The 18,628-nt window shown below is 66.0% G+C and carries 14 protein-coding genes; 3 read left to right on the top strand and 11 right to left on the bottom strand.

The genetic code is table 11. The features are described 5' to 3' along the window. Window positions 1-15 precede the first annotated feature (15 nt). Window positions 16-1,368, top strand: a complete 1,353-nt coding sequence (locus ACSFCA_RS24100; protein ID WP_435461034.1) for a zinc-ribbon and DUF3426 domain-containing protein — start codon at window positions 16-18, stop codon at window positions 1,366-1,368. A gap of 63 nt (window positions 1,369-1,431) precedes the next feature. Beyond that, complete coding sequence (locus ACSFCA_RS24095) at window positions 1,432-2,334, top strand: carbohydrate kinase family protein (protein WP_258351202.1); 903 nt, start codon at window positions 1,432-1,434, stop codon at window positions 2,332-2,334. A gap of 93 nt (window positions 2,335-2,427) precedes the next feature. On the opposite strand, the gene ACSFCA_RS24090 is transcribed toward ACSFCA_RS24095, so the two are convergent. The 8 genes from ACSFCA_RS24090 to ACSFCA_RS24055 form a co-directional block, all read right to left on the bottom strand. Further along, window positions 2,428-2,937: a histone H1-like DNA-binding protein gene (locus tag ACSFCA_RS24090; protein WP_019656794.1), complete on the bottom strand. Its 510-nt coding sequence runs from the start codon at window positions 2,935-2,937 to the stop codon at window positions 2,428-2,430. Window positions 2,938-3,133: 196 nt separating this feature from the next. Then, the gene (locus ACSFCA_RS24085; protein WP_435461033.1) at window positions 3,134-4,360 is read right to left on the bottom strand and encodes a ribonucleotide-diphosphate reductase subunit beta; all 1,227 of its coding nucleotides are present in this window, start codon (window positions 4,358-4,360) and stop codon (window positions 3,134-3,136) included. 192 nt (window positions 4,361-4,552) lie between these two features. Beyond that, on the bottom strand, window positions 4,553-7,468 hold the full coding sequence (locus ACSFCA_RS24080) for a ribonucleoside-diphosphate reductase subunit alpha (protein ID WP_093078634.1): 2,916 nt from the start codon (window positions 7,466-7,468) through the stop codon (window positions 4,553-4,555). 350 nt (window positions 7,469-7,818) lie between these two features. After that, complete coding sequence (gene ampD, locus ACSFCA_RS24075) at window positions 7,819-8,418, bottom strand: 1,6-anhydro-N-acetylmuramyl-L-alanine amidase AmpD (protein WP_435461032.1); 600 nt, start codon at window positions 8,416-8,418, stop codon at window positions 7,819-7,821. Next, window positions 8,405-9,961 (bottom strand): sigma-54-dependent transcriptional regulator, encoded by a 1,557-nt coding sequence (locus ACSFCA_RS24070; RefSeq protein ID WP_435461031.1) that lies wholly within the window; start codon window positions 9,959-9,961, stop codon window positions 8,405-8,407. The genes ampD and ACSFCA_RS24070 overlap by 14 nt, the downstream gene beginning before the upstream one ends. Window positions 9,962-9,965: 4 nt before the next feature. Beyond that, window positions 9,966-11,663: a two-component system sensor histidine kinase NtrB gene (locus tag ACSFCA_RS24065; protein ID WP_258351198.1), complete on the bottom strand. Its 1,698-nt coding sequence runs from the start codon at window positions 11,661-11,663 to the stop codon at window positions 9,966-9,968. Next, window positions 11,660-11,920, bottom strand: a complete 261-nt coding sequence (locus tag ACSFCA_RS24060) for a PP0621 family protein (RefSeq protein WP_258351197.1) — start codon at window positions 11,918-11,920, stop codon at window positions 11,660-11,662. The genes ACSFCA_RS24065 and ACSFCA_RS24060 overlap by 4 nt, the downstream gene beginning before the upstream one ends. 1 nt (window position 11,921) lies before the next feature. After that, complete coding sequence (locus tag ACSFCA_RS24055) at window positions 11,922-12,734, bottom strand: cytochrome C assembly family protein (RefSeq protein ID WP_093056195.1); 813 nt, start codon at window positions 12,732-12,734, stop codon at window positions 11,922-11,924. A 114-nt stretch (window positions 12,735-12,848) separates the two neighbouring features. Here ACSFCA_RS24055 and ffh point away from each other — a divergent pair, with 114 nt between their 5' ends. Next, window positions 12,849-14,237: a signal recognition particle protein gene (gene ffh, locus ACSFCA_RS24050; RefSeq protein ID WP_258351196.1), complete on the top strand. Its 1,389-nt coding sequence runs from the start codon at window positions 12,849-12,851 to the stop codon at window positions 14,235-14,237. A gap of 64 nt (window positions 14,238-14,301) precedes the next feature. On the opposite strand, the gene ACSFCA_RS24045 is transcribed toward ffh, so the two are convergent. The 3 genes from ACSFCA_RS24045 to mdoH all read right to left on the bottom strand — a co-directional run bounded on the left by ACSFCA_RS24045 (window position 14,302) and on the right by mdoH (window position 18,625). Further along, a complete protein-coding gene (locus ACSFCA_RS24045) occupies window positions 14,302-15,441 on the bottom strand; it encodes an AAA family ATPase (RefSeq protein ID WP_435461030.1) in 1,140 nt (379 codons plus the stop codon). Next, complete coding sequence (locus ACSFCA_RS24040; protein WP_435461029.1) at window positions 15,438-16,337, bottom strand: RNA ligase family protein; 900 nt, start codon at window positions 16,335-16,337, stop codon at window positions 15,438-15,440. The genes ACSFCA_RS24045 and ACSFCA_RS24040 overlap by 4 nt, the downstream gene beginning before the upstream one ends. Window positions 16,338-16,615: 278 nt before the next feature. Beyond that, complete coding sequence (mdoH, locus tag ACSFCA_RS24035; protein WP_258351193.1) at window positions 16,616-18,625, bottom strand: glucans biosynthesis glucosyltransferase MdoH; 2,010 nt, start codon at window positions 18,623-18,625, stop codon at window positions 16,616-16,618. Window positions 18,626-18,628: the final 3 nt, after the last annotated feature.

The raw sequence follows: 18,628 nt of genomic DNA, 5'->3' as shown, positions 1-18,628 counted from the left end.
TACAATCGCCCGGTCATGAGTCTCGTCACGCGCTGCCCCGCCTGCACCACCACCTTCAAGGTGGTGCGCGACCAGCTTCGCATCTCTGATGGCTGGGTGCGTTGCGGCCGGTGCAGCCACGTGTTCGACGCCACGCTCGATCTGCACGAGGCACCCGATGGTGCGGCGGCGAATGCGGCGCCGCCGGTGCAGGGTGCTGGCTATATGCCGGGGCTGGTCGAGTCCGCCTCGGAGCCCAAGGGCGCGCCCGAGTTGGAGTCTTCTTCGCCGGCCGAGGATGCGGACTTCTTCGACGATGAGCCCGAGCAGCAGCCTCGGCATGCGCTGCCCCCGGAGGCGCCTGCAACGACACCGGCGCCGCCACCACCGCCTCCAGCAGCGCTTGAGTTCTCGCTGTCATTGCCCGAACACGGCATCGTTGCCGACGAGCCATGGTCCGACCTCGACGTCAGCGAACCCGCGTGGAAGCCGCCACCGAGCACGCTGCCGCCGTTCCCGAACATCGACCTGAACCTCGCGTCGCCGCCGCCCGCGCCACCACCCCCGGCGCCGCCACTGCCCGTCGCCCCGCGCATCAAGGCAACGCGTGGGCTGATGATCGAGCGCGCGAGCGACGACGGCGCAGAAGGGGAGCGCGAGCAGGAAGAGAAAGACCACGATCAGGTGCAGATGCAGAAGGCGCTGCGCCGCGCCCGCATCAAGTCGGCCAAGATCGCGAGCGCCAAGGCACGTGAAGAGCGCGCGGCCGCGAAGGCTTCGCCTGTGGTGGTACAGGCCGAAAGCGAGTCCGACCTTGCGCTCTCCCCGGATTTCGAACTGCCAATAGGGCATCCCTTCGCGGACGACGACGAGTCCTTCGAGAAGGCGACCGGCTTCTGGCAGCGCAAGGGCGTGCGCATCGTGCTGGTCCTGCTGGCGGTGATTGCTGTGCTGCTGCTCATCCTGCAGGTCATCCGCCACGAGCGCGACGGCATTGCCGCGCGCCAGCCCAATCTGCGGCCCGCCTTGGCGGCACTGTGCCAATACACGGGCTGCGAACTCGCGGCCCTGCGCCAGATCGGCGACATCGTGATCGAAGGCGCGGCCTTCGCGCGCGAGAAGAGCGGCGGCAACGACTACCGCCTGAGCTTCACCCTGCGCAATGGCGCCACCGTGCCGCTCGCAATGCCCGCCGTCGAACTCTCGCTGCTCGACACGCAGGAGCGCGCCGTGGTGCGCCGCGTGCTGTTGCCGGCGGACTACGGTGCACCGACGGTGCTGCAGGCCCGAGCCGACCGCGCGGCCTCGCTGCCACTGACCTTGTCCGCTTCGGAAGCCGCAGCGCTACCGCCGATCGCAGGCTACCGCGTCGAAGCTTTCTATCCCTGAGCGGGGCGCCTGCCTGCACGCGTCCTTTTCTTTTCCATCCACCATTCAACCAACGGCTCAACCATGGCAGCAGTGATTTGCGGGTCCCTCGCGTTCGACACCATCATGACTTTCGAGGGCCGGTTCGCCGACCAGATTCTTCCGGACCAGCTGCACATCCTCAATGTGTCGTTCCTGGTGCCGACGCTACGGCGTGACTTCGGCGGCTGTGCCGGCAACATCGCCTACAGCCTCAACGCACTGGGCGGCACTGCGCTACCGATGGCCACGCTCGGCAACGACGGCGCTTCGTACCTCGAGCGCATGCGCTCGCTTGGTATCGACACCGAGTTCGTGCGCCAGCTCGACGACACCTTCACCGCGCAGGCGATGATCATGAGCGACGTCGACAACAACCAGATCACCGCCTTCCACCCTGGCGCGATGCAGCAGGCGCACATCACGAAGGTGGCCGCGCGCGACGACATCAAGCTCGGCATCATCGCGCCCGATGGCCGTGACGCGATGCTGCAGCACGCCGAGCAATTCGCCGCCGCAGGCATTCCGTTCGTGTTCGATCCGGGCCAGGGTTTGCCGATGTTCGACGGCGAGGCGCTGCGCCATTTCGTTGATCTCGCGAGCTGGGTGGTTGTGAACGACTACGAAGGCAAGATGCTGTCGCAGCGCACCGGCTGGAGCCTGGCGGAGATCTCGAAGCGCGTGCGCGGCCTGGTGGTCACGCTGGCGTCCGAGGGCTGCGAGATCTGGACTGACGGCGAGCGCGAGCACGTGCCAGGCGTGGTGGCCACCGAAGTGGTCGAGCCCACGGGCTGCGGCGACGCGTGGCGTGGTGCGCTGCTGTTCGGCCTGGAAAAGGGCTGGCCGCTGGCGCAGTGCGCAGCGCTGGGCAACAAGGTCGGCGCGATCAAGATCGCGCAGCGTGGCCCGCAGAACTACGAGATCGACCGCAAGGCCCTGGGCCTCTGATTCGGTCCTCGATCTTCTTCCTGAAGAAGCGCCAATAAAAAAGCCCGACACCGCGAGGTGCCGGGCTTTGCGCCTTCAAGGCCGCTGAGAAGCTCAGGGCTTGCTGGCCGTGGGGAACGGCCAAGCTGCCTGGGGATTCAGCGTCGTTTGCGCCGCAGGGGCAGGCGCTACGGCTGCAGCCTTGGCGGGCGCAGCAGCCTTGGGAGCCTTCTTCGCAGCAGGCTTTTTGGCAGCAGGCTTTTTCGCGGCTTTCTTGGCCGCAGCCTTTTTCGCAGGCGCCTTCTTGGCAGCAGCCTTCTTCGCAGGCGCCTTCTTGGCGGCGGCCTTCTTTGCAGGCGCCTTCTTGGCAGCAGCCTTCTTCGCAGGCGCCTTCTTGGCTACGGCCTTCTTCGCCGGAGCCTTCTTGGCAGCGGCCTTCTTGGCCGGTGCTGCCTTCTTGGCGGCTACCTTCTTCGCAGGAGCCTTCTTGGCAGCGACCTTCTTGGCCGGTGCCTTCTTGGCGGCTACCTTCTTTGCCGGAGCCTTCTTAGCGGCCACAGCCTTCTTTGCCGGAGCCTTCTTTGCAGCGGCTTTCTTAGCCGGCGCTTTCTTTGCAGTTGCCATTTCTATTTCTCCTTGATCAAGTTGAAAAAATCAACCTATTGAAGCACTCCACGCACGTTGGGTAGCGTGAAGCGATTCATGGCGTTGAGATCTGAGCCCCAGCACCATGAACACCTGAGCCCTAGTCCATGCCGCGCTCTTTGGCGCGATCGGTGGCAAGGGCAATTCTTGAATTCATTAATTCTTGTCGAAAGATTCAATCCCAGGAGAGCGCACCACCCGACTGGTACTCGATCACGCGGGTTTCGAAAAAGTTGCGCTCTTTCTTCAGGTCAATCATTTCGCTCATCCAGGGGAACGGATTTTCTTCGTTCGGGAAGAGCGTTTCGAGGCCAATCTGCTGTGCACGCCGGTTGGCGATGTAGCGCAGGTAGCCCTTGAACATGGAGGCGTTCATGCCGAGCACGCCACGTGGCATGGTGTCTTCGGCGTATTTGTATTCGAGCTCGACGGCGCGCATGAAGAGCGCCTTGATCTCGGCCTTGAACTCGGGGGTCCAGAGGCCGGGGTTCTCGAGCTTGAGCTGGTTGATCAGGTCGATGCCGAAGTTGCAGTGCATCGACTCGTCGCGCAGGATGTACTGGTACTGCTCGGCGGCGCCGGTCATCTTGTTCTGGCGGCCCAGCGCAAGAATTTGCGTGAAGCCGACGTAGAAGAACAGACCTTCCATCAGGCAGGCGAACACGATGAGCGACTTGAGCAGCGTCTGGTCGGTTTCGTGCGTGCCGGTCTTGAAGTGCGGGTCGCTGATGGCGTCGATGAACGGGAGCAGGAACTGGTCCTTCTCACGGATCGATTGCACTTCGTTGTAGGCGTTGAAGATCTCGCTCTCGTCCAGGCCGAGCGACTCGACGATGTACTGGTACGCGTGCGTGTGGATCGCTTCTTCAAAAGCCTGGCGCAGCAGGAACTGGCGGCATTCGGGGGCCGTGATGTGGCGATAGGTGCCCAGCACGATGTTGTTGGCAGCCAGCGAGTCGGCGGTCACGAAGAAGCCGAGGTTGCGCTTGACGATGCGGCGTTCGTCTTCGGTCAGGCCGTTCGGGTCTTTCCAGAGCGCGATGTCGCGCGTCATGTTCACTTCCTGCGGCATCCAGTGGTTGGCGCAGGTGGCGAGGTATTTTTCCCACGCCCACTTGTACTTGAACGGCACCAGCTGGTTGACGTCGGTCTGGCCGTTGATGATGCGCTTGTCGGAAGCCTTGACGCGTTGGGTGACAGCGGGCGTTGCTGCTGCGGCGGCAACCGGACGCACGACTGCGCCGTCATCGAGCGCGCGAAGCGCGGGTTGCGCAATCGACGAAGTCGGAGCGTCCACCGAACGGCCTGCGGGCAAGCCGCTGGTCGATGCGTTGTGGTGCTGCAATCCTTGTTGCATATCCTTTGGTAAGGAGGGCTTGACTTCTTCGTCCCAGGTCAACATAGAAAAATCCAATGCTCAAATTATCGGAGTAACGATGTGAGTTGCAAAGTGCTCGTTCACATCGCACGCCATTTATGTGGTTGTTATGTTGCTCGCATGCATCGCGCGATGTCAGTCAATGCCTTCATTGAGTGAACGTCGCGCGATTTTTTGCATGCACCTCACTGACTCACTGTCGCGAGCATCGACGCGTTATTGGCACGCTTCACAGGTCGGATCGTCCACACCGCAGAACGCGATGTCGGTGGCGGGCATTGCGCTCATCTGTGCCTTCGCTGCAGCAGCGGCGGCTTCGAGTGCGCTCATGCCCGAAGGTGCGTCGTTGCCCGACGACACCGCGTTGAGACGGCCCGATTGCACCGTCGACTTCTCGGCGTGCGTCGCGCTCTGCGTACGCAGGTAGTACGTGGTCTTCAGGCCGCGCAGCCATGCCAGCTTGTAGGTGTCGTCGAGCTTCTTGCCCGATGCACCGGCCATGTAGATGTTCAGCGACTGCGCTTGGTCGATCCACTTCTGGCGACGCGCAGCGGCTTCGACGAGCCACGTGGTTTCGACCTCGAACGCGGTGGCGTAGAGCGCCTTCACGTCCTGCGGCACGCGGTCGATGGGACGCAGCGAACCGTCGAAGTGCTTCAGGTCCATCACCATCACGTCGTCCCACAGGCCCAGGCGCTTGAGGTCGCGCACCAGGTAGTGGTTGATCACGGTGAACTCGCCCGACAGATTCGACTTGACCGAGAGGTTGCCGAAGCAGGGTTCGATGGACGCGTCCACGCCGATGATGTTCGAGATGGTCGCGGTCGGTGCGATGGCCACGCAGTTCGAATTGCGCATGCCGTCGGCCTTGATCTTCGAGCGCAGCGCGTCCCAGTCGAGGGTGGCCGAGCGGTCGACTTCGACGTAGCCGCCGCGTGCCTTTTCCAGCAGGTCGAGCGAGTCGATCGGCAGGATGCCCTTGTCCCACAGCGAGCCCTTGTAGCTCGAATACTTGCCGCGTTCGCGCGCCAGGTCGGTCGAGGCCCAGTAGGCGTGGTAGCAGATGGCTTCCATCGACTCGTCGGCGAACTGCACGGCTTCTTGCGATGCGTACGGAATGCGCAGTTCATACAGCGCGTCCTGGAAGCCCATCAGGCCCAGGCCGACCGGACGGTGGCGCAGGTTCGAGTCGCGCGCCTTCTTCACGGCGTAGTAGTTGATGTCGATCACGTTGTCGAGCATGCGCATCGCCGTGGAGATCGTCTTCTTCAGCTTTTCCTGGTCGACCTTGCCGTCCTTCAAGTGCTGCAGCAGGTTCACGGAACCCAGGTTGCAGACGGCGGTTTCGGTGTCGCTGGTGTTCAGCGTGATCTCGGTGCAGAGGTTCGACGAGTGCACCACGCCAGCGTGCTGCTGCGGCGAGCGCACGTTGCAGGCGTCCTTGAACGTGATCCAGGGATGGCCGGTCTCGAACAGCATCGTGAGCATCTTGCGCCACAGGTCCGTTGCCTGGATGGTGCGCGCGGGCTTGATGTCGCCGCGGGCAGCCTTCTCTTCGTAGGCCACGTAGGCCTTCTCGAAGTCGGCGCCGAACAGGTCGTGCAGGTCGGGCACGTTGGAGGGCGAGAACAGCGTCCAGGTGCCCTTTTCCATCACGCGGCGCATGAACAGGTCAGGAATCCAGTTGGCGGTGTTCATGTCGTGCGTGCGGCGGCGGTCGTCGCCGGTGTTCTTGCGCAGCTCCAGGAACTCCTCGATGTCGAGGTGCCAGGTTTCGAGGTACGTGCAGACAGCGCCCTTGCGCTTGCCGCCCTGGTTCACGGCCACGGCCGTGTCGTTCACCACCTTCAGGAACGGCACCACGCCCTGCGATTCGCCGTTCGTGCCCTTGATGTGGCTGCCGAGCGCGCGAACGCGAGTCCAGTCGTTGCCCAGGCCGCCTGCGAACTTCGACAGCAGCGCGTTTTCCTTGATCGACTCGTAGATGCCGTCGAGGTCGTCGGGCACCGTGGTGAGGTAGCAGCTCGACAGTTGCGAGCGCAGCGTGCCGGCGTTGAACAGCGTGGGCGTGCTCGACATGAAGTCGAACGACGACAGCACTTCGTAGAACTCGATGGCACGGGCTTCGCGGTCGATTTCATTCAGCGACAGGCCCATGGCCACACGCATGAAGAAGGCCTGCGGCAGTTCGATGCGGGTCTTGCGCACGTGCAGGAAGTAGCGGTCGTACAGGGTCTGCAGGCCGAGGTAGTCGAACTGGTTGTCGCGCTCGGCCTTCAGCGCCGCGCCCAGGCGGGGCAGGTCGTACTGCAGCAGCTTCTCGTCGAGCAGGTCGTTGTCCACGCCCTTCTTGATGAACTGCGGGAAGTAGTCGGCGTAGGCGGTGGCACGCTCGGCCGGCATCACTTCGCGGCCGATGATCTCCTTGAAGATCGTGTGCAGCAGCAGGCGCGCGGTGGCGAAGGTGTAGTCGGGGTCTTTCTCGATCAGCGTGCGGGCCGCCAGGATCGAGGCCTTGTAGACCTCGTCGAGCGGCACGCCGTCGTACAGGTTGCGCATCGTCTCGGCGACGATCGGTGCGGACGTGATGCTGTCGCCCAGGTTTTCGCAGGCCGACTCGATCAGGCCCTTGAGTTCGTTCAGGTCAAGGGTGACGAGCTCGCCGTTGTCCAGCACGTGCAGCGCGGGCGTGGCCGGCACGTCTTGCTCGCCCTGCTTCGAGCGCTCCTGCGTGCGGCGTTCGCGGTACAGCACGTAGGCGCGGGCAATTTCGTGGTGGCCGCCGCGCATCAGGCCGAGTTCGACCTGGTCTTGCACGTCTTCGATGTGGAAGGTGCCGCCGCCCGGACGCGAACGCACCAGCGCGCGGATCACGCCCTGCGTGAGCACGTCGACCGTTTCGCGCACGCTGGCCGAAGCCGCGCCCTGGGTGCCGTGCACGGCCAGGAAGGCTTTCATCATCGCGATGGCGATCTTGTTCGGCTCGAAGGGCACGACAGCGCCATTGCGGCGGATGATCTGGTAGTGAGCCAGGTTCTGGCCGGTGGGGGAGCCAGCAGTGTCTCGCTGCTGTTGCGGTGGCGTCGAGGGAACGGCACGCGGGGTCGATTGGGGGTTCAGGGCAGTTTGCATTCGCTTCCTCTCGGTTGGCAATTCTTGTTGGATGGCGGCGCCTGGGCCGGGCGCTGCGCCGGTGTAGATGACCGGACAGGGGACACTATATCTAGGGTGCGGGGGGTGTACAACCCACTAGATGTAGCGTTTTCCTATGGATACAAGGATTGCCGGTATTACTTCCGCCATAGGACACGGTCAGCGATGCCGCTTGAATACTGGCCTATGGTCTCTCAACCCGCATGGGGCTTGGCTTGCAAGCCGATTTGGGCCTGCAGGCCGCATGGTTGCTGAATCGCGCGGTTGCTATTTTCGCATTGCTGCGCCGCAAGAGCGACGCATCGCGAGGCGCCGCACGATTGAAAAAATTAGCGCTGCTCCACCTGTGGCGGAAACATCTGTGGATTCCAGCCGAGTTGTTCGCGCAGCAGGCGCCAGTCGAATCCCGCGCCCGGATCCTGTTTGCGGCCCGGCGCGATGTGCTCGTGGCCGGCGATGTGCGCGATCGCGTAGTGCTGCGCGATGGCGGCGCACAGGCTCGCGAGCGTCTCGTATTGCGGCTCTTCGAAGGGCTGGCCTTCGAGGCCTTCGAGTTCGATGCCGACGGAGTCGTCGTTGCAGTTGCCGCGGCCGCGCCACGACGACACGCCGGCATGCCAGGCGCGGTCGTCGCAGCTCACGAACTGCCAGAGTTCGCCGTTGCGGCGCACGTAAAAATGCGAGGACACCTCGAGGCCGCGGATCGACTGGAAGTAGGGGTGCGCGTCCCAGTCGAGCTGATTGGTGAACAGCTGCTGCACCGCGTTGCCGCCGTATTCACCGGGCGGCAGGCTGATCGAGTGCAGCACGATGAGGTCGGTCTGCGCGCCCGCGGGGCGGGGCCCGAAGTTCGGCGAGTGCAGCGCCTTCGCGAAGCGGTACCAGCCGGCTTGCCAGAGTCCGCCGTCGTTGGCCTCAGTCGTCGACATGGCTGCTCGCGCCGTCATCGCCGTTGGGCGTGGTGATGCCCAGTCGCGCGATGCGGTAGCGGATCTGGCGCAGGCTCATGCCGAGCCGCGCGGCGGCCGCGGTGCGGTTGAAGCCGCTCTCGTGCAACGCGCGTACGAGGATCTCGCGCTCCTGCTGATCGAGGTAGGCCTGCAGATCGGAGGGCAGCGGCGGCGGTGCGGCCTTGGGAGGCGCGACCGGCGCGCTCGGAAGTGGAGCCAGCGCGACAGGCGCGTCGGTGACGGGCGACAGCGGCGTAGTCGCGGACGCCGCGGCTTCGGCCACAGCGGTGAAGCCGCCCATCAGGTCGAGATGAAGTTCGTCGCCGTCGTTCAGCGCCACCGCGCGGTGCAGCAGGTTTTCGAGCTCGCGCACGTTGCCGTTCAGCGGATGCTGCGCGAGGCGGCGCAGCAGTTCGTTCGACAGATGCGGCACGGGCAGCCCGCCGTCCTGTGCGATGCGCGAGAGCAGCGCGGCGCACAGCGCGGGCAAGTCCTCGCGGCGGTCGCGCAGCGCGGGCACGGCGATCTCGATCACGTTGAGGCGGTAGAAAAGATCCTGGCGGAAGCGGCCGGCCTGCACTTCGGCGTGCAAGTCTTTATGGGTGGCGCTGACGATGCGCACGTCGACAGTTTCTTCCTGCGTCGAGCCGATCGAGCGCACGCTGCGCTCCTGGATCGCACGCAGCAGCTTCGACTGCATCGCCAGCGGCAGATCGCCGATTTCGTCGAGAAACAGCGTGCCGCCGCGCGCGGCCTGGAAGTAGCCATCGCGGTCTTGCGAGGAGCCGGTGTATGAGCCCTTGCGCGCGCCGAAGAATTCGGCCTCGAGCAGGTTCTCGGGAATCGCGCCGCAGTTCACCGCGACGAATGGGCCTTCGTTGCGCTGGCTGCAGGCATGCACCGCGCGAGCGACCAGTTCCTTGCCTGTGCCCGATTCGCCGCGCACCAGCACCGGCGCCATGCCGCGCGCCACCTTGGCGATGCGCGACTTGACGAGGCGCATGGGTTCCGATTCGCCCACGAGACGGTCGAGCGCGGCGATGCCGGTGCCGGAGGTGACCACCGTTGCGTCGACGCTGTTGTTGCTTGCGGGTGCCGCCTGAACAGGCTTGACCACCGGCTGCGGCGCCAGCCGCGCCTGCACGGCGGAAGCCACGACGGCGCGGAACTGCTTCAGGTCGACCGGCTTCGTGAGGTAGTCGAAGGCGCCGGCTTTCAGTGCTTCCACCGCGTTCTCGGCCGAGCCGTAGGCCGTCATCACCACGCAGCGCTCGCTGCGCTGGGCCTTCTGGATGCGGTGGATGATCTCCATGCCCTGTCCGTCGGGCAGCCGCATGTCGGTGATCACGGCGTCGAAGCGGCCGGCCTCCAGGTGCTGCCACGCTTCCGACACGCTGCCCGCGGCCTCGACGCGATAGCCCTCGCGCAGCAGCGTCAATTCATAGAGCGTGCGCAGGTCGGGTTCATCGTCGATGACCAGGATCTGCGCCGGTCGTTGGGCGGAAGGGGGGGGAGTGCTCACGGCGCTATTGTGTCAGCCGGTTTTCGCTGGGGGCGAAGCTGACGAAGAATTCGTTGCCCTCGGGCCCGCCCGGCACCAGCGCGCGCCGCTCGTAGCCGATGGTGGCGCCATGCCGCCGGCACAGCTCGCGGCACAGGAAGAGGCCGAGCCCGCTGGAGCGGCTCTCGGAAGAGAAGAAAGGCTCGAACAGGTGCCGCTGCACCGCGGGCTCCAGCGGCGCGCCGTCGCTCCACACCATCAGGCTGGGGCGGTTGGTGCCGCTGCGCTGCAGCGCGGTCAGCACCTGGATCGAGTCTTCGCGCTTGCCGGCGTAGCGCGAGGCGTTGTCCAGCAGGTTGACGATCAGGCGGCGCAGGTGCTCGGCGTCGAAGCGCACTTCACTGCTGGGTGCATCGAGCGACACCAGCACGCCCTTGCGCTGGGTCTGGCGCACCCATTCCTCGGCCAGCACCTGCACCGCGGGGTCGAGCACGACCTGCTCGCCGAGCGACAACACGCGTTGCTGGCGGGCGCGCGAGACGTCGAGCACGTCGTCCACGATGCGCGCGAGCCGCTGCGCGTTGTGCTGCACCATGCTCGTGAGCTTGCGGTGCGCGGGGTCGGTCAGGTCTTCGTTGAGCAGCGCGCTGGCCTGGGTGATGGCAGCCAGCGGGTTGCGGATTTCATGCGCCACGGCCGCCGACATGCGGCCCATTGCGGCCAGCTTCTCGGTGCGGATGCGGGCTTCGAGCTCGCGCAGGTCCTGCAGGAACATCACGCACAGGCTGTCGATGCGCTTCTCGCTGGTGGGCGTGAGCCGCGTGCGCACGCGCACCTCGCGCGCCGCGCCGCGCACCTGCGCCACCGGGATTTCTTCCGTCTGCGGCGCCCGCCGCGCGAAGGTCTGGCGCGCCAGCGCGGCCAGCGCATGCCATGCGGGCTGGGCATGCAGTGGGAACGGCAGCGTCAGCTTCGCCAGGCCCTGGCCGAGGATGGCGTCGGCTGCCGGGTTGGCCGCATGCACCAGGCCTTCGGCGTCGATCACCAGCACGCCTTCGCTCAGCGTCTCGATCACCAGGTCGTTGACCTGCGCCTGCATCTGCGCGCTGCTGCGGCTGCGCTGCGCCACGGCTTCCTCGCGCGCCAGCCGGCGAGCCATTTCGTGCGCGAGCAGCGCTACTACGAAGAGACCGGTGCCGGTGAGCGCCGCCTGCACGAAGCGCGGCGAAGAATCGCCCGGCTGCTGCAGCCAGTGCCAGCCCGCGTCAGCCAGCAGCAGTAGCGTGACGGTGGCGGTGGTGCCCAGGCTCACGATCATGGTGCCCAGCACTGCGCTCATGAGCACCGGCAGCGCGAACAGCGGCGTGTAGTTGACGTTGCCACCCTGCAGCACCTGCAAGGCGGTGAAGGCGGCCAGATCGATGCCGATGGTCAGCAGCCAGAGCGCGGCAAAACCGCGGATCGGCGGCTGCACGTGTGTGTAGCGCATGCCCAGCCAAGTCGCTGCAAGGTAGAGGCCCGAGATGGTGATGGCCACCGGCTGCATCGTCTGCCCGATGACAAAGGCCACGCCCTGCAGCAGCATCAGCACCAGCGCGATGAAGCAGCGCGCGGCCATGAAGCCACGCCAGAGCCGGATCAGCGCCGAGCTTTCGCCCGTGCCTTGGTCGAGCACGTCCCAGTCGGTGACCGGCTCGCCGCGCGACCAGAGGGGGGCGCTCATTGGGGCGTTGCGGCTTCGCGGTGCGCGGTGCTGCAATAGACCGAGCCGCCGGGGCCGGCGATGGCGTCGGTCGCCGGCAGGTGCAAGCCGCAATGGGCGCAGCGCACCATGGCCTGCGGCGGGCCGGCTGGTGCGGGGGGGCGCTGCTGCGCCTTGGCCGCGCGCTCGCGCATGGCGTCGCGCATTTCTTCGCGGCGATTCTTGCGCCAGAGCCAGATCGCGACCCAGAGCACCGCGAGGACGAGGAGGTATTTCATTTCAGACGGGAGGACGCGCAAGCACCACTTCGAGCACGAAGCGTGAACCCACGTAGGCCAGCAGCAACAGGGCCGAGCCGGCGTACAGCACGCGGCGCGCAGTGCGGCCGCGCCAGCCGAAACGGGCCCGGCCGATCAAAAGGATCGCGAAGGTGATCCAGGCAAGCACCGAGAAGATGGTCTTGTGGTCCCACTTCCAGACACGGCCGGCGGCACCGTACAGCTGCTCGCTGAACAGCAGGCCGGCCAGCAGCGTGGCCGACAGCAGCACGAAACCAGCGGTGACGAAACGGAAAGTGAGCCGTTCGAGCGTGAGCAGCGGCACGCCGCCTTGCGGCTCGGCGGTGGCCAGGCGGATCTGCTTTTCGGCACGGGTGATCAGCCAGGCGTGCACGACGGCGGCGCCGAACAGGCCGTACGACGCAATGCCCAGCGCCAGATGCAGCGGCAGCCACGGCGAGGCCGTGACGTGCAGCGGCGTACCGGGAAACAGAATGGCCAGCAGCACCGCGGCCGCGCCCAGCCAGGCGAGCGCACGCCGCACCTTCAATTGGGGATACATGCGGCTTTCGACCGCGTAGACGGTGAGTACCAGCCACGCGGTGACCGACAGGGCGGGTGCGAAACCGAAGCGCGGCTCGCTGCCGATGAGGCCGTGGGCCAGCACGGCGGCATGCAGAATCCACGCAATTCCGAGGGCCCACTGGGTCGATTGACGGCTCAGTTTGGCACCGGCACCGGCAACGAAACCGTAGGCAACCGCAGTGGCGATGCCCAGCGCCACGCCGAGCGGGGAGGGGATCGCTAAAATCATCGGCCGGAGTGTACCGGCTCGCCCTTGCGTTCCCCGCGCCCGACTTCAAGTTCTCTCCTCGTCTCCAAGACTTTCCATCCGGCCCGCCGCAGCGGGCAGCAAGGCATTCCGCTCATGGCCACCGCCCTCACAGAAAAGTTCTCCCGCCTCGTCAAGACGATGAGCGGCCAGGCCCGCATCACCGAAAGCAATGTGCAGGACATGCTGCGCGAAGTGCGCATGGCGCTGCTGGAGGCCGACGTGGCGCTGCCCGTGGTGCGCGACTTCGTCGCCCGCGTGAAGGAGAAGTCGCTCGGCCAGGAAGTGCTGGGCTCGCTCAAGCCGGGCCAGGCGCTGGTTGGCATCGTCAACCGCGAACTCGCCGCGACCATGGGCGAGGGTGTGTCCGACATCAACCTCGCGGCCCAGCCGCCGGCGGTGATCCTGATGGCCGGCCTGCAGGGCGCGGGCAAGACCACCACCACCGCCAAGCTCGCCAAGCACCTGATCGAGAAGCGCAAGAAGAAGGTGCTCACGGTGTCGGGCGACGTGTATCGCCCCGCCGCCATCGAGCAGCTCAAGACCGTAACCAAGCAGGCCGGCGCCGAGTGGTTCCCGAGCACGCCCGACCAGAAGCCGCTGGACATCGCGCGCGCCGCGCTCGACCACGCCAAGCGCCACTACTTCGACGTGCTGCTGGTCGACACCGCCGGCCGCCTCGCCATCGACGAAGTGCTGATGACCGAAATCAAGCAGCTGCATGCGGCGCTCGACCCGGTCGAAACCCTGTTCGTGGTCGATGCCATGCAGGGCCAGGACGCGATCAACACCGCCAAGGCCTTCAAGGAAGCGCTGCCGCTCACCGGCATCATCCTGACCAAGACCGATGGCGATTCGCGCGGCGGCGCGGCGCTGTCGGTGCGCCAGGTCACCGGCGTGCCGATCAAGTTCGCGGGCACCAGCGAGAAGATCGACGGCCTGGAAGTGTTCGACGCCGAGCGCCATGCGGGCCGCATCCTGGGCATGGGCGACATCGTCGCGCTGGTCGAGCAGGTCACGGCCGGTGTCGACGTGGCGGCAGCGCAGAAGCTCGCCGCCAAGGTCAAGAGCGGCGCGGGCTTCGACCTCAACGACTTCCTCGGCCAGCTGCAGCAGATGAAGCAGATGGGCGGCCTCTCGAGCTTGATGGACAAGCTGCCGCAGCAGATGGCCGCCAAGGCCACCGAGGCCGACATGACCCGTGCCGAGCGCGACATCCGCCGCAAGGAAGGGATCATCCAGAGCATGACGCCGCTGGAGCGCCGCAAGCCCGAACTGCTCAAGGCCACGCGCAAGCGCCGCATCGCGGCCGGCGCCGGCGTGCAGGTCCAGGAAGTGAACCGCCTGCTCAACGAGTTCGAGCAGATGCAGGGGATGATGAAGAAGATGAAGGGTGCCGGCCTCATGAAGATGATGAAGAAGATGGGCGGCATGAAGGGCATGGGCGGAATGGGTGGGCCCGGCGGCCCGAAGCTGCCGTTCTAGGCGAAAGCTTCGCCCCTCCATATATAAGAAGGCCCGCCGGTTCGCATCGGCGGGCCTTCTGTCTTCAGGTCTGCACTTCGTAGACCGTCTCGTGCGCTTCAACGGGTGCGGGCAACTCCCAGCGATGCAGCATCCGTTCGATGCCCGCGTTCGACAGCGTCGTGTCGCGCTCGCGGTTGCGGCGCATCAGCTCGGCGTGCGGCGCTTCCAGGTACACCAGTTCGATCTGCGCGTGGTAGGCCCACAGCAGGTCGAGCGTCTTGGTACGCATCTGCTGGCTCAGGTGCGTCGCGTTCCAGACGAAGCGCTCCTGCTTGCGCAGCAACGCCTTCGCCTGGTCGACCGCGTGATGCGCCGCGAGCCCGTCGTTCTCGCCGTGCTTCAGGCCCAGCTCGGTGCGCGCGTCGTCGAAGGACACCACCGGCCAGCCCTTGCGGTGCTGTGCCACCCAGTGGTTCTTGCCGCTGGCCGGCAGGCCGCACATCACCGTCACCCGTGAGCCCGATGTCTGGAACAGCGGGTAGTCGGGGCTGGTGTCGGCGCCACGGAAATAGGCCAGGCGCGTGTGGGCGTCGACCATTTTTCTCGGACCTTCCCAGCAGCCTTCTTCCTGCGCCAGTTCTTCGAAGAGCGCGATGTCGGCCATGCTGTCCGCGCGCTTCTCGTAGTGGCGGCCGAGCATGTCGCAGCGCGCCACACAGCACAGGTCAGGCAGGCTCAGCTCCCACGAGAGCTTGTGCACCAGCCACTCCGGCCGCACACCCTTGCGCGAGGTGAAGGCGTGGAACGGCACCTGGTGCACGGCGATGATCCGGCAGACGGCTTCGCGTAGCGCGAAAGGCACGCGGGCCTTCCACATCAGCACCCGCACGTCGACCGCACCGCGGCGCGAGTGGCCGGGCTGGCCGATGCGGCCGCTGGCTTCGTCGATCACCGTGGTGTCGGGCTTGGCGATGTCGTGCAGCAGGCAGGCCATGAACAGCACGAAGCGGCCGTCGGCATCGGCGCGCCGGTAGTGCGCGTCCTGCATCAGCGCGTCGAGCACCATGCGCGTATGGATGCCGACGTTGCCTTCGGCGTGGTAGTACGGATCTTGCGGCGTCTCTTCGAGGCGCAGCAAGGCCGGCAGCAGGTCGCAGCACTGCGCCCAGTCGGTGCCTTTGTCGAGCGTGGGCACCAGGGCGCGCAGATCTTCGTATGTCATCGCGGCCTCCCTTGGGTTGCGAGTTCGGCGGGGTCGCGCAAGGTGCGCAGCCCCAGGTCTTGCCAGGTGACCAGCGGTGTCGGTGCATAGAGATCTGCGCCCGGCGCGAGCCGGTTGGGCAGCACCGGCCGACGGCTGTGGTGCGAGCCCGAATCGAGGATGGTCTGGACGAAGTCCGGGCGCACCCACTTGTAGCGGCCCGTCACCTGCCCATCCGATTCGGTCTTGAGGTACAGGCCCTCGGCCAGATCGGACAAGTCGGTCTGCTGGCGCACGAGATCGAGCGGCTGGCCTTCGTGCGCCACCGCGTCCTCGAAGGCCGTCTTCCAGTCCGCGCTGCGCGCCAGCGAAGGCCGAACGAGGGCACGCAGTGCTTTGGCATGGCGCGGCATCTCGCCTTCGTAGAGCACGGGCACCGGCAGCACGGGGCTGCCAGCGAGCAGCGCATGCCGCGCTGGCGTCGAGAGAAAGTGCTGCGCCTGCCGGTCGTAGATGTCGAACTCCAGGAAGAAGGCCGGCAGCCGGTCGTACCAGCAGCTGTGCTTGGCAAAGCACCATTCGCCGTACATCACATAGCGGTCTTCGAGGCGCTCCAGCAGCGCCGCCTCATGGGCGGCGGCCCAGTGCTTGAACAGGTTGAACTGTCGCTCGCCCGCACCGCCTGCGAGGTAGTGGCCGCGCGATTGCAGCAGCAGTTCGCCCGCCGAAGTGAACGACACGGCCGCATTGGCGCCATCGAGTTTTTCCTCGATGACCACGTGCTGGCCATGCAGCGCCGACAGCGGCGTCTGGCCGTCGTCGCTGTCGCCCGCCTGCAGGCGCGAGCCTTCCAGATGCGCAGTACGCGGGTACTTGAGCAGCGGAATCGATGAAAGAGAAGAAGAGAGAGGGAACACGTTGTTCTCCAGATGGAAATCAGGAAGAACCGACAACGTGCGGGAGCGAAGCTGGGAAAGAGTGCGGTCAGCGGAAAGCGCAGCCAGGCGCCCGACTTGACCAGCAATGAAGTGGCGTTGTCGGCGTCAGAGGGTGATGACGGCGAATCGGGGCACTTGGCGCTCCAGGGGATCGAGGGATCCGTGGGTTGAAAAAAAGGAAGGCGCGATTCTAGCCACGCGCCATGAAAAAAGCCGACCCTGAGGCCGGCTTTTCGAGGTGCTGTGTCTTCAGCGCATCAGGCGGTTGCCAGTGCCGGGCGCGCCAGGCGCACCGCATGCATCCATGCGCGGCGCAGCACGGCCGGCGAACGCGATTCCTCGGGAATCAGCAGATAGCCGCGGTCGCGCAGCGTGGTACCCAGCGCGATCTGGCTGGTCAGCACGGTCAGCGGGATCGCCAGCAGCAGCGGCAGGCCAACGGGCATGAGCCAGATCAGCGCGCTCGGGTCGATCATTGCGACGCCGACGGCCAGCATGGCGATTACCAGCGTCATGGGGGCCAGCTGCGAGGCAGCGACCTTCCACGGCACGGCAGCGGCTTCACGCGGGGGCGACTTCCAGTCGAGCTTGATGCCGGTGAGGGCGACCAGCACGAACAGCGAGTGGGCCAGCATGCGGACCGGGGCTTGCACGATGGCAAGGCCGCTTTCCATCACCGAGCTCTTCACCAGGCCCCACACACCGCCGTACTGGCGTTGCTCGCCGCGCATCAGCACGGCGGCGATGCCCAGCACGCGCGGCAGGAACAGCAGGCACAGGGTCCAGATCCACAGGCCGGCCAGTTCGGAGGGCAGCACGCTCCAGCTCGACACGAGGCTCGAGCCGCTCAGCCACAGCGCGGTGCCCAGCGTCAGGAATGCGAGCCACAGCGGAGCCGAGACATACGCCATGGTGCCGGTCACGAACATCGCGCGGTGCACCGGGTGGATGCCGGGCTCGGCCATCAGGCGGGCGTTCTGCAGGTTGCCCTGGCACCAGCGGCGGTCGCGCTGCAGTTCGGCTAGCAGGTCCGGCGGTTGCTGTTCGTAGCTGCCGACCAGGTCGGACACCAGCCACACGTTGTAGCCGGCGCGGCGCATCAGCGCAGCTTCGACGAAGTCGTGCGACATGATGCCGCCCGACATGCCGCCGGTGCCCTTGATCGGGGCCAGCGCGCAATGCTTCATGAAGGGTTCGACGCGGATGATGGCGTTGTGGCCCCAGTAGTGCGATTCGCCCAGTTGCCAGAACTGCATGCCCAGCGTGAACAGGCGGCCCGTCACGCGGGAAGCGAATTGCTGTGCACGGGCGTGCAGCGTGACGTGGCCGATGGCCTGCGTCGCGGTCTGGATGATGCCGGCGGTGGGGTTGGCTTCCATCAGCTTGACCATCGAGGTCAGGCAGTCGCCGCTCATCACCGAGTCGGCGTCGAGCACGACCATGTAGCGGTAGTCCTTGCCCCAGCGGCGGCAGAAGTCGGCCACGTTGCCGGCCTTGCGGTGCGTGCGGCGGGTGCGCAGGCGGTAGTACACCTCGACCTGCGGCTGGTTTGGGCTCTCGGCCAGGGCGGCGCGCAGGTCTTCCCAGGCGGCGCGCTCGGCGGCGGCGGTCTCGGGGTTGTAGCTGTCGGACAGCACGAACACGTCGAACTGCTTGGCGTGGCCGGTGGCCGCGACTGATTCGCAGGTGGCGCGCAGGCCGGCGAACACGGTGGCCACGTCTTCGTTGCAGATCGGCATGATGATCGCGGTGCGTGCCTCGGGGTTCATCGGGTGGTTGACCACCTGTTTCGCCGAGAGGGCGTGCTTGTCACCGCGCACGGAAACGTAGAAGCCCATGAGCGCGGTCACGAAGCCGGTCACGACCCAGCCCGAAAGCAGGCCGTAGAGACCGATCTGGCCGTATTCGAGCCAGAGGTTGTCGTAGTCGGGTTGCACGCTGGCGAACAGCGACGACGCGATCACGGTGCTCAGCAGCGTGAGCATCATGAAGGCGAAGCGGCGCTGTGCGGCTGCGCGCTGCCAGGGTTGCTTGGCCTGCCGGGCGTCGTGGACGCCGGCTTCGGTGTCACGGCCCGCGCCGAGCTTGACCAGCGCGGCGGTGCCGAGGCTGTTCCAGAAACCGCGCCAGGGGCGGGGTGCCATGGAACCGCGGTTGACGGGGGGAGCGGTGACCGAGTTGGGATGGCGTTCTTCGCGAACCGGGCTGCGGTGCGAAAAATCGGTATCCGCCAGCACATTCAGTTGGGAGAAGTCGTTCGGCTTCATGTG

The sequence above is a fragment of the Variovorax multivorans genome, assembly GCF_051216835.1.
GTDB lineage: Bacteria > Pseudomonadota > Gammaproteobacteria > Burkholderiales > Burkholderiaceae_C > Variovorax.
The sequence above is the reverse complement of the archived record's forward strand: the minus strand, read 5'-3'. Positions and strand labels throughout refer to the sequence as shown.

Bases quoted from the DNA above. Each gene is read 5' to 3' on its own strand.
- ACSFCA_RS24045 (WP_435461030.1), bottom strand. From the start codon at position 15,441: ATGACATACGAAGATCTGCGCGCCCTGGTGCCCACGCTCGACAAAGGC.
- mdoH (WP_258351193.1), bottom strand. From the start codon at position 18,625: ATGAAGCCGAACGACTTCTCCCAACTGAATGTGCTGGCGGATACCGAT.
- ampD (WP_435461032.1), bottom strand. From the start codon at position 8,418: ATGTCGACGACTGAGGCCAACGACGGCGGACTCTGGCAAGCCGGCTGG.
- ACSFCA_RS24060 (WP_258351197.1), bottom strand. From the start codon at position 11,920: ATGAAATACCTCCTCGTCCTCGCGGTGCTCTGGGTCGCGATCTGGCTC.
- ACSFCA_RS24055 (WP_093056195.1), bottom strand. From the start codon at position 12,734: ATGATTTTAGCGATCCCCTCCCCGCTCGGCGTGGCGCTGGGCATCGCC.
- ACSFCA_RS24065 (WP_258351198.1), bottom strand. From the start codon at position 11,663: ATGAGCGCCCCCCTCTGGTCGCGCGGCGAGCCGGTCACCGACTGGGAC.
- ACSFCA_RS24100 (WP_435461034.1), top strand. From the start codon at position 16: ATGAGTCTCGTCACGCGCTGCCCCGCCTGCACCACCACCTTCAAGGTG.
- ACSFCA_RS24085 (WP_435461033.1), bottom strand. From the start codon at position 4,360: ATGTTGACCTGGGACGAAGAAGTCAAGCCCTCCTTACCAAAGGATATG.
- ffh (WP_258351196.1), top strand. From the start codon at position 12,849: ATGGCCACCGCCCTCACAGAAAAGTTCTCCCGCCTCGTCAAGACGATG.
- ACSFCA_RS24080 (WP_093078634.1), bottom strand. From the start codon at position 7,468: ATGCAAACTGCCCTGAACCCCCAATCGACCCCGCGTGCCGTTCCCTCG.
- ACSFCA_RS24095 (WP_258351202.1), top strand. From the start codon at position 1,432: ATGGCAGCAGTGATTTGCGGGTCCCTCGCGTTCGACACCATCATGACT.
- ACSFCA_RS24090 (WP_019656794.1), bottom strand. From the start codon at position 2,937: ATGGCAACTGCAAAGAAAGCGCCGGCTAAGAAAGCCGCTGCAAAGAAG.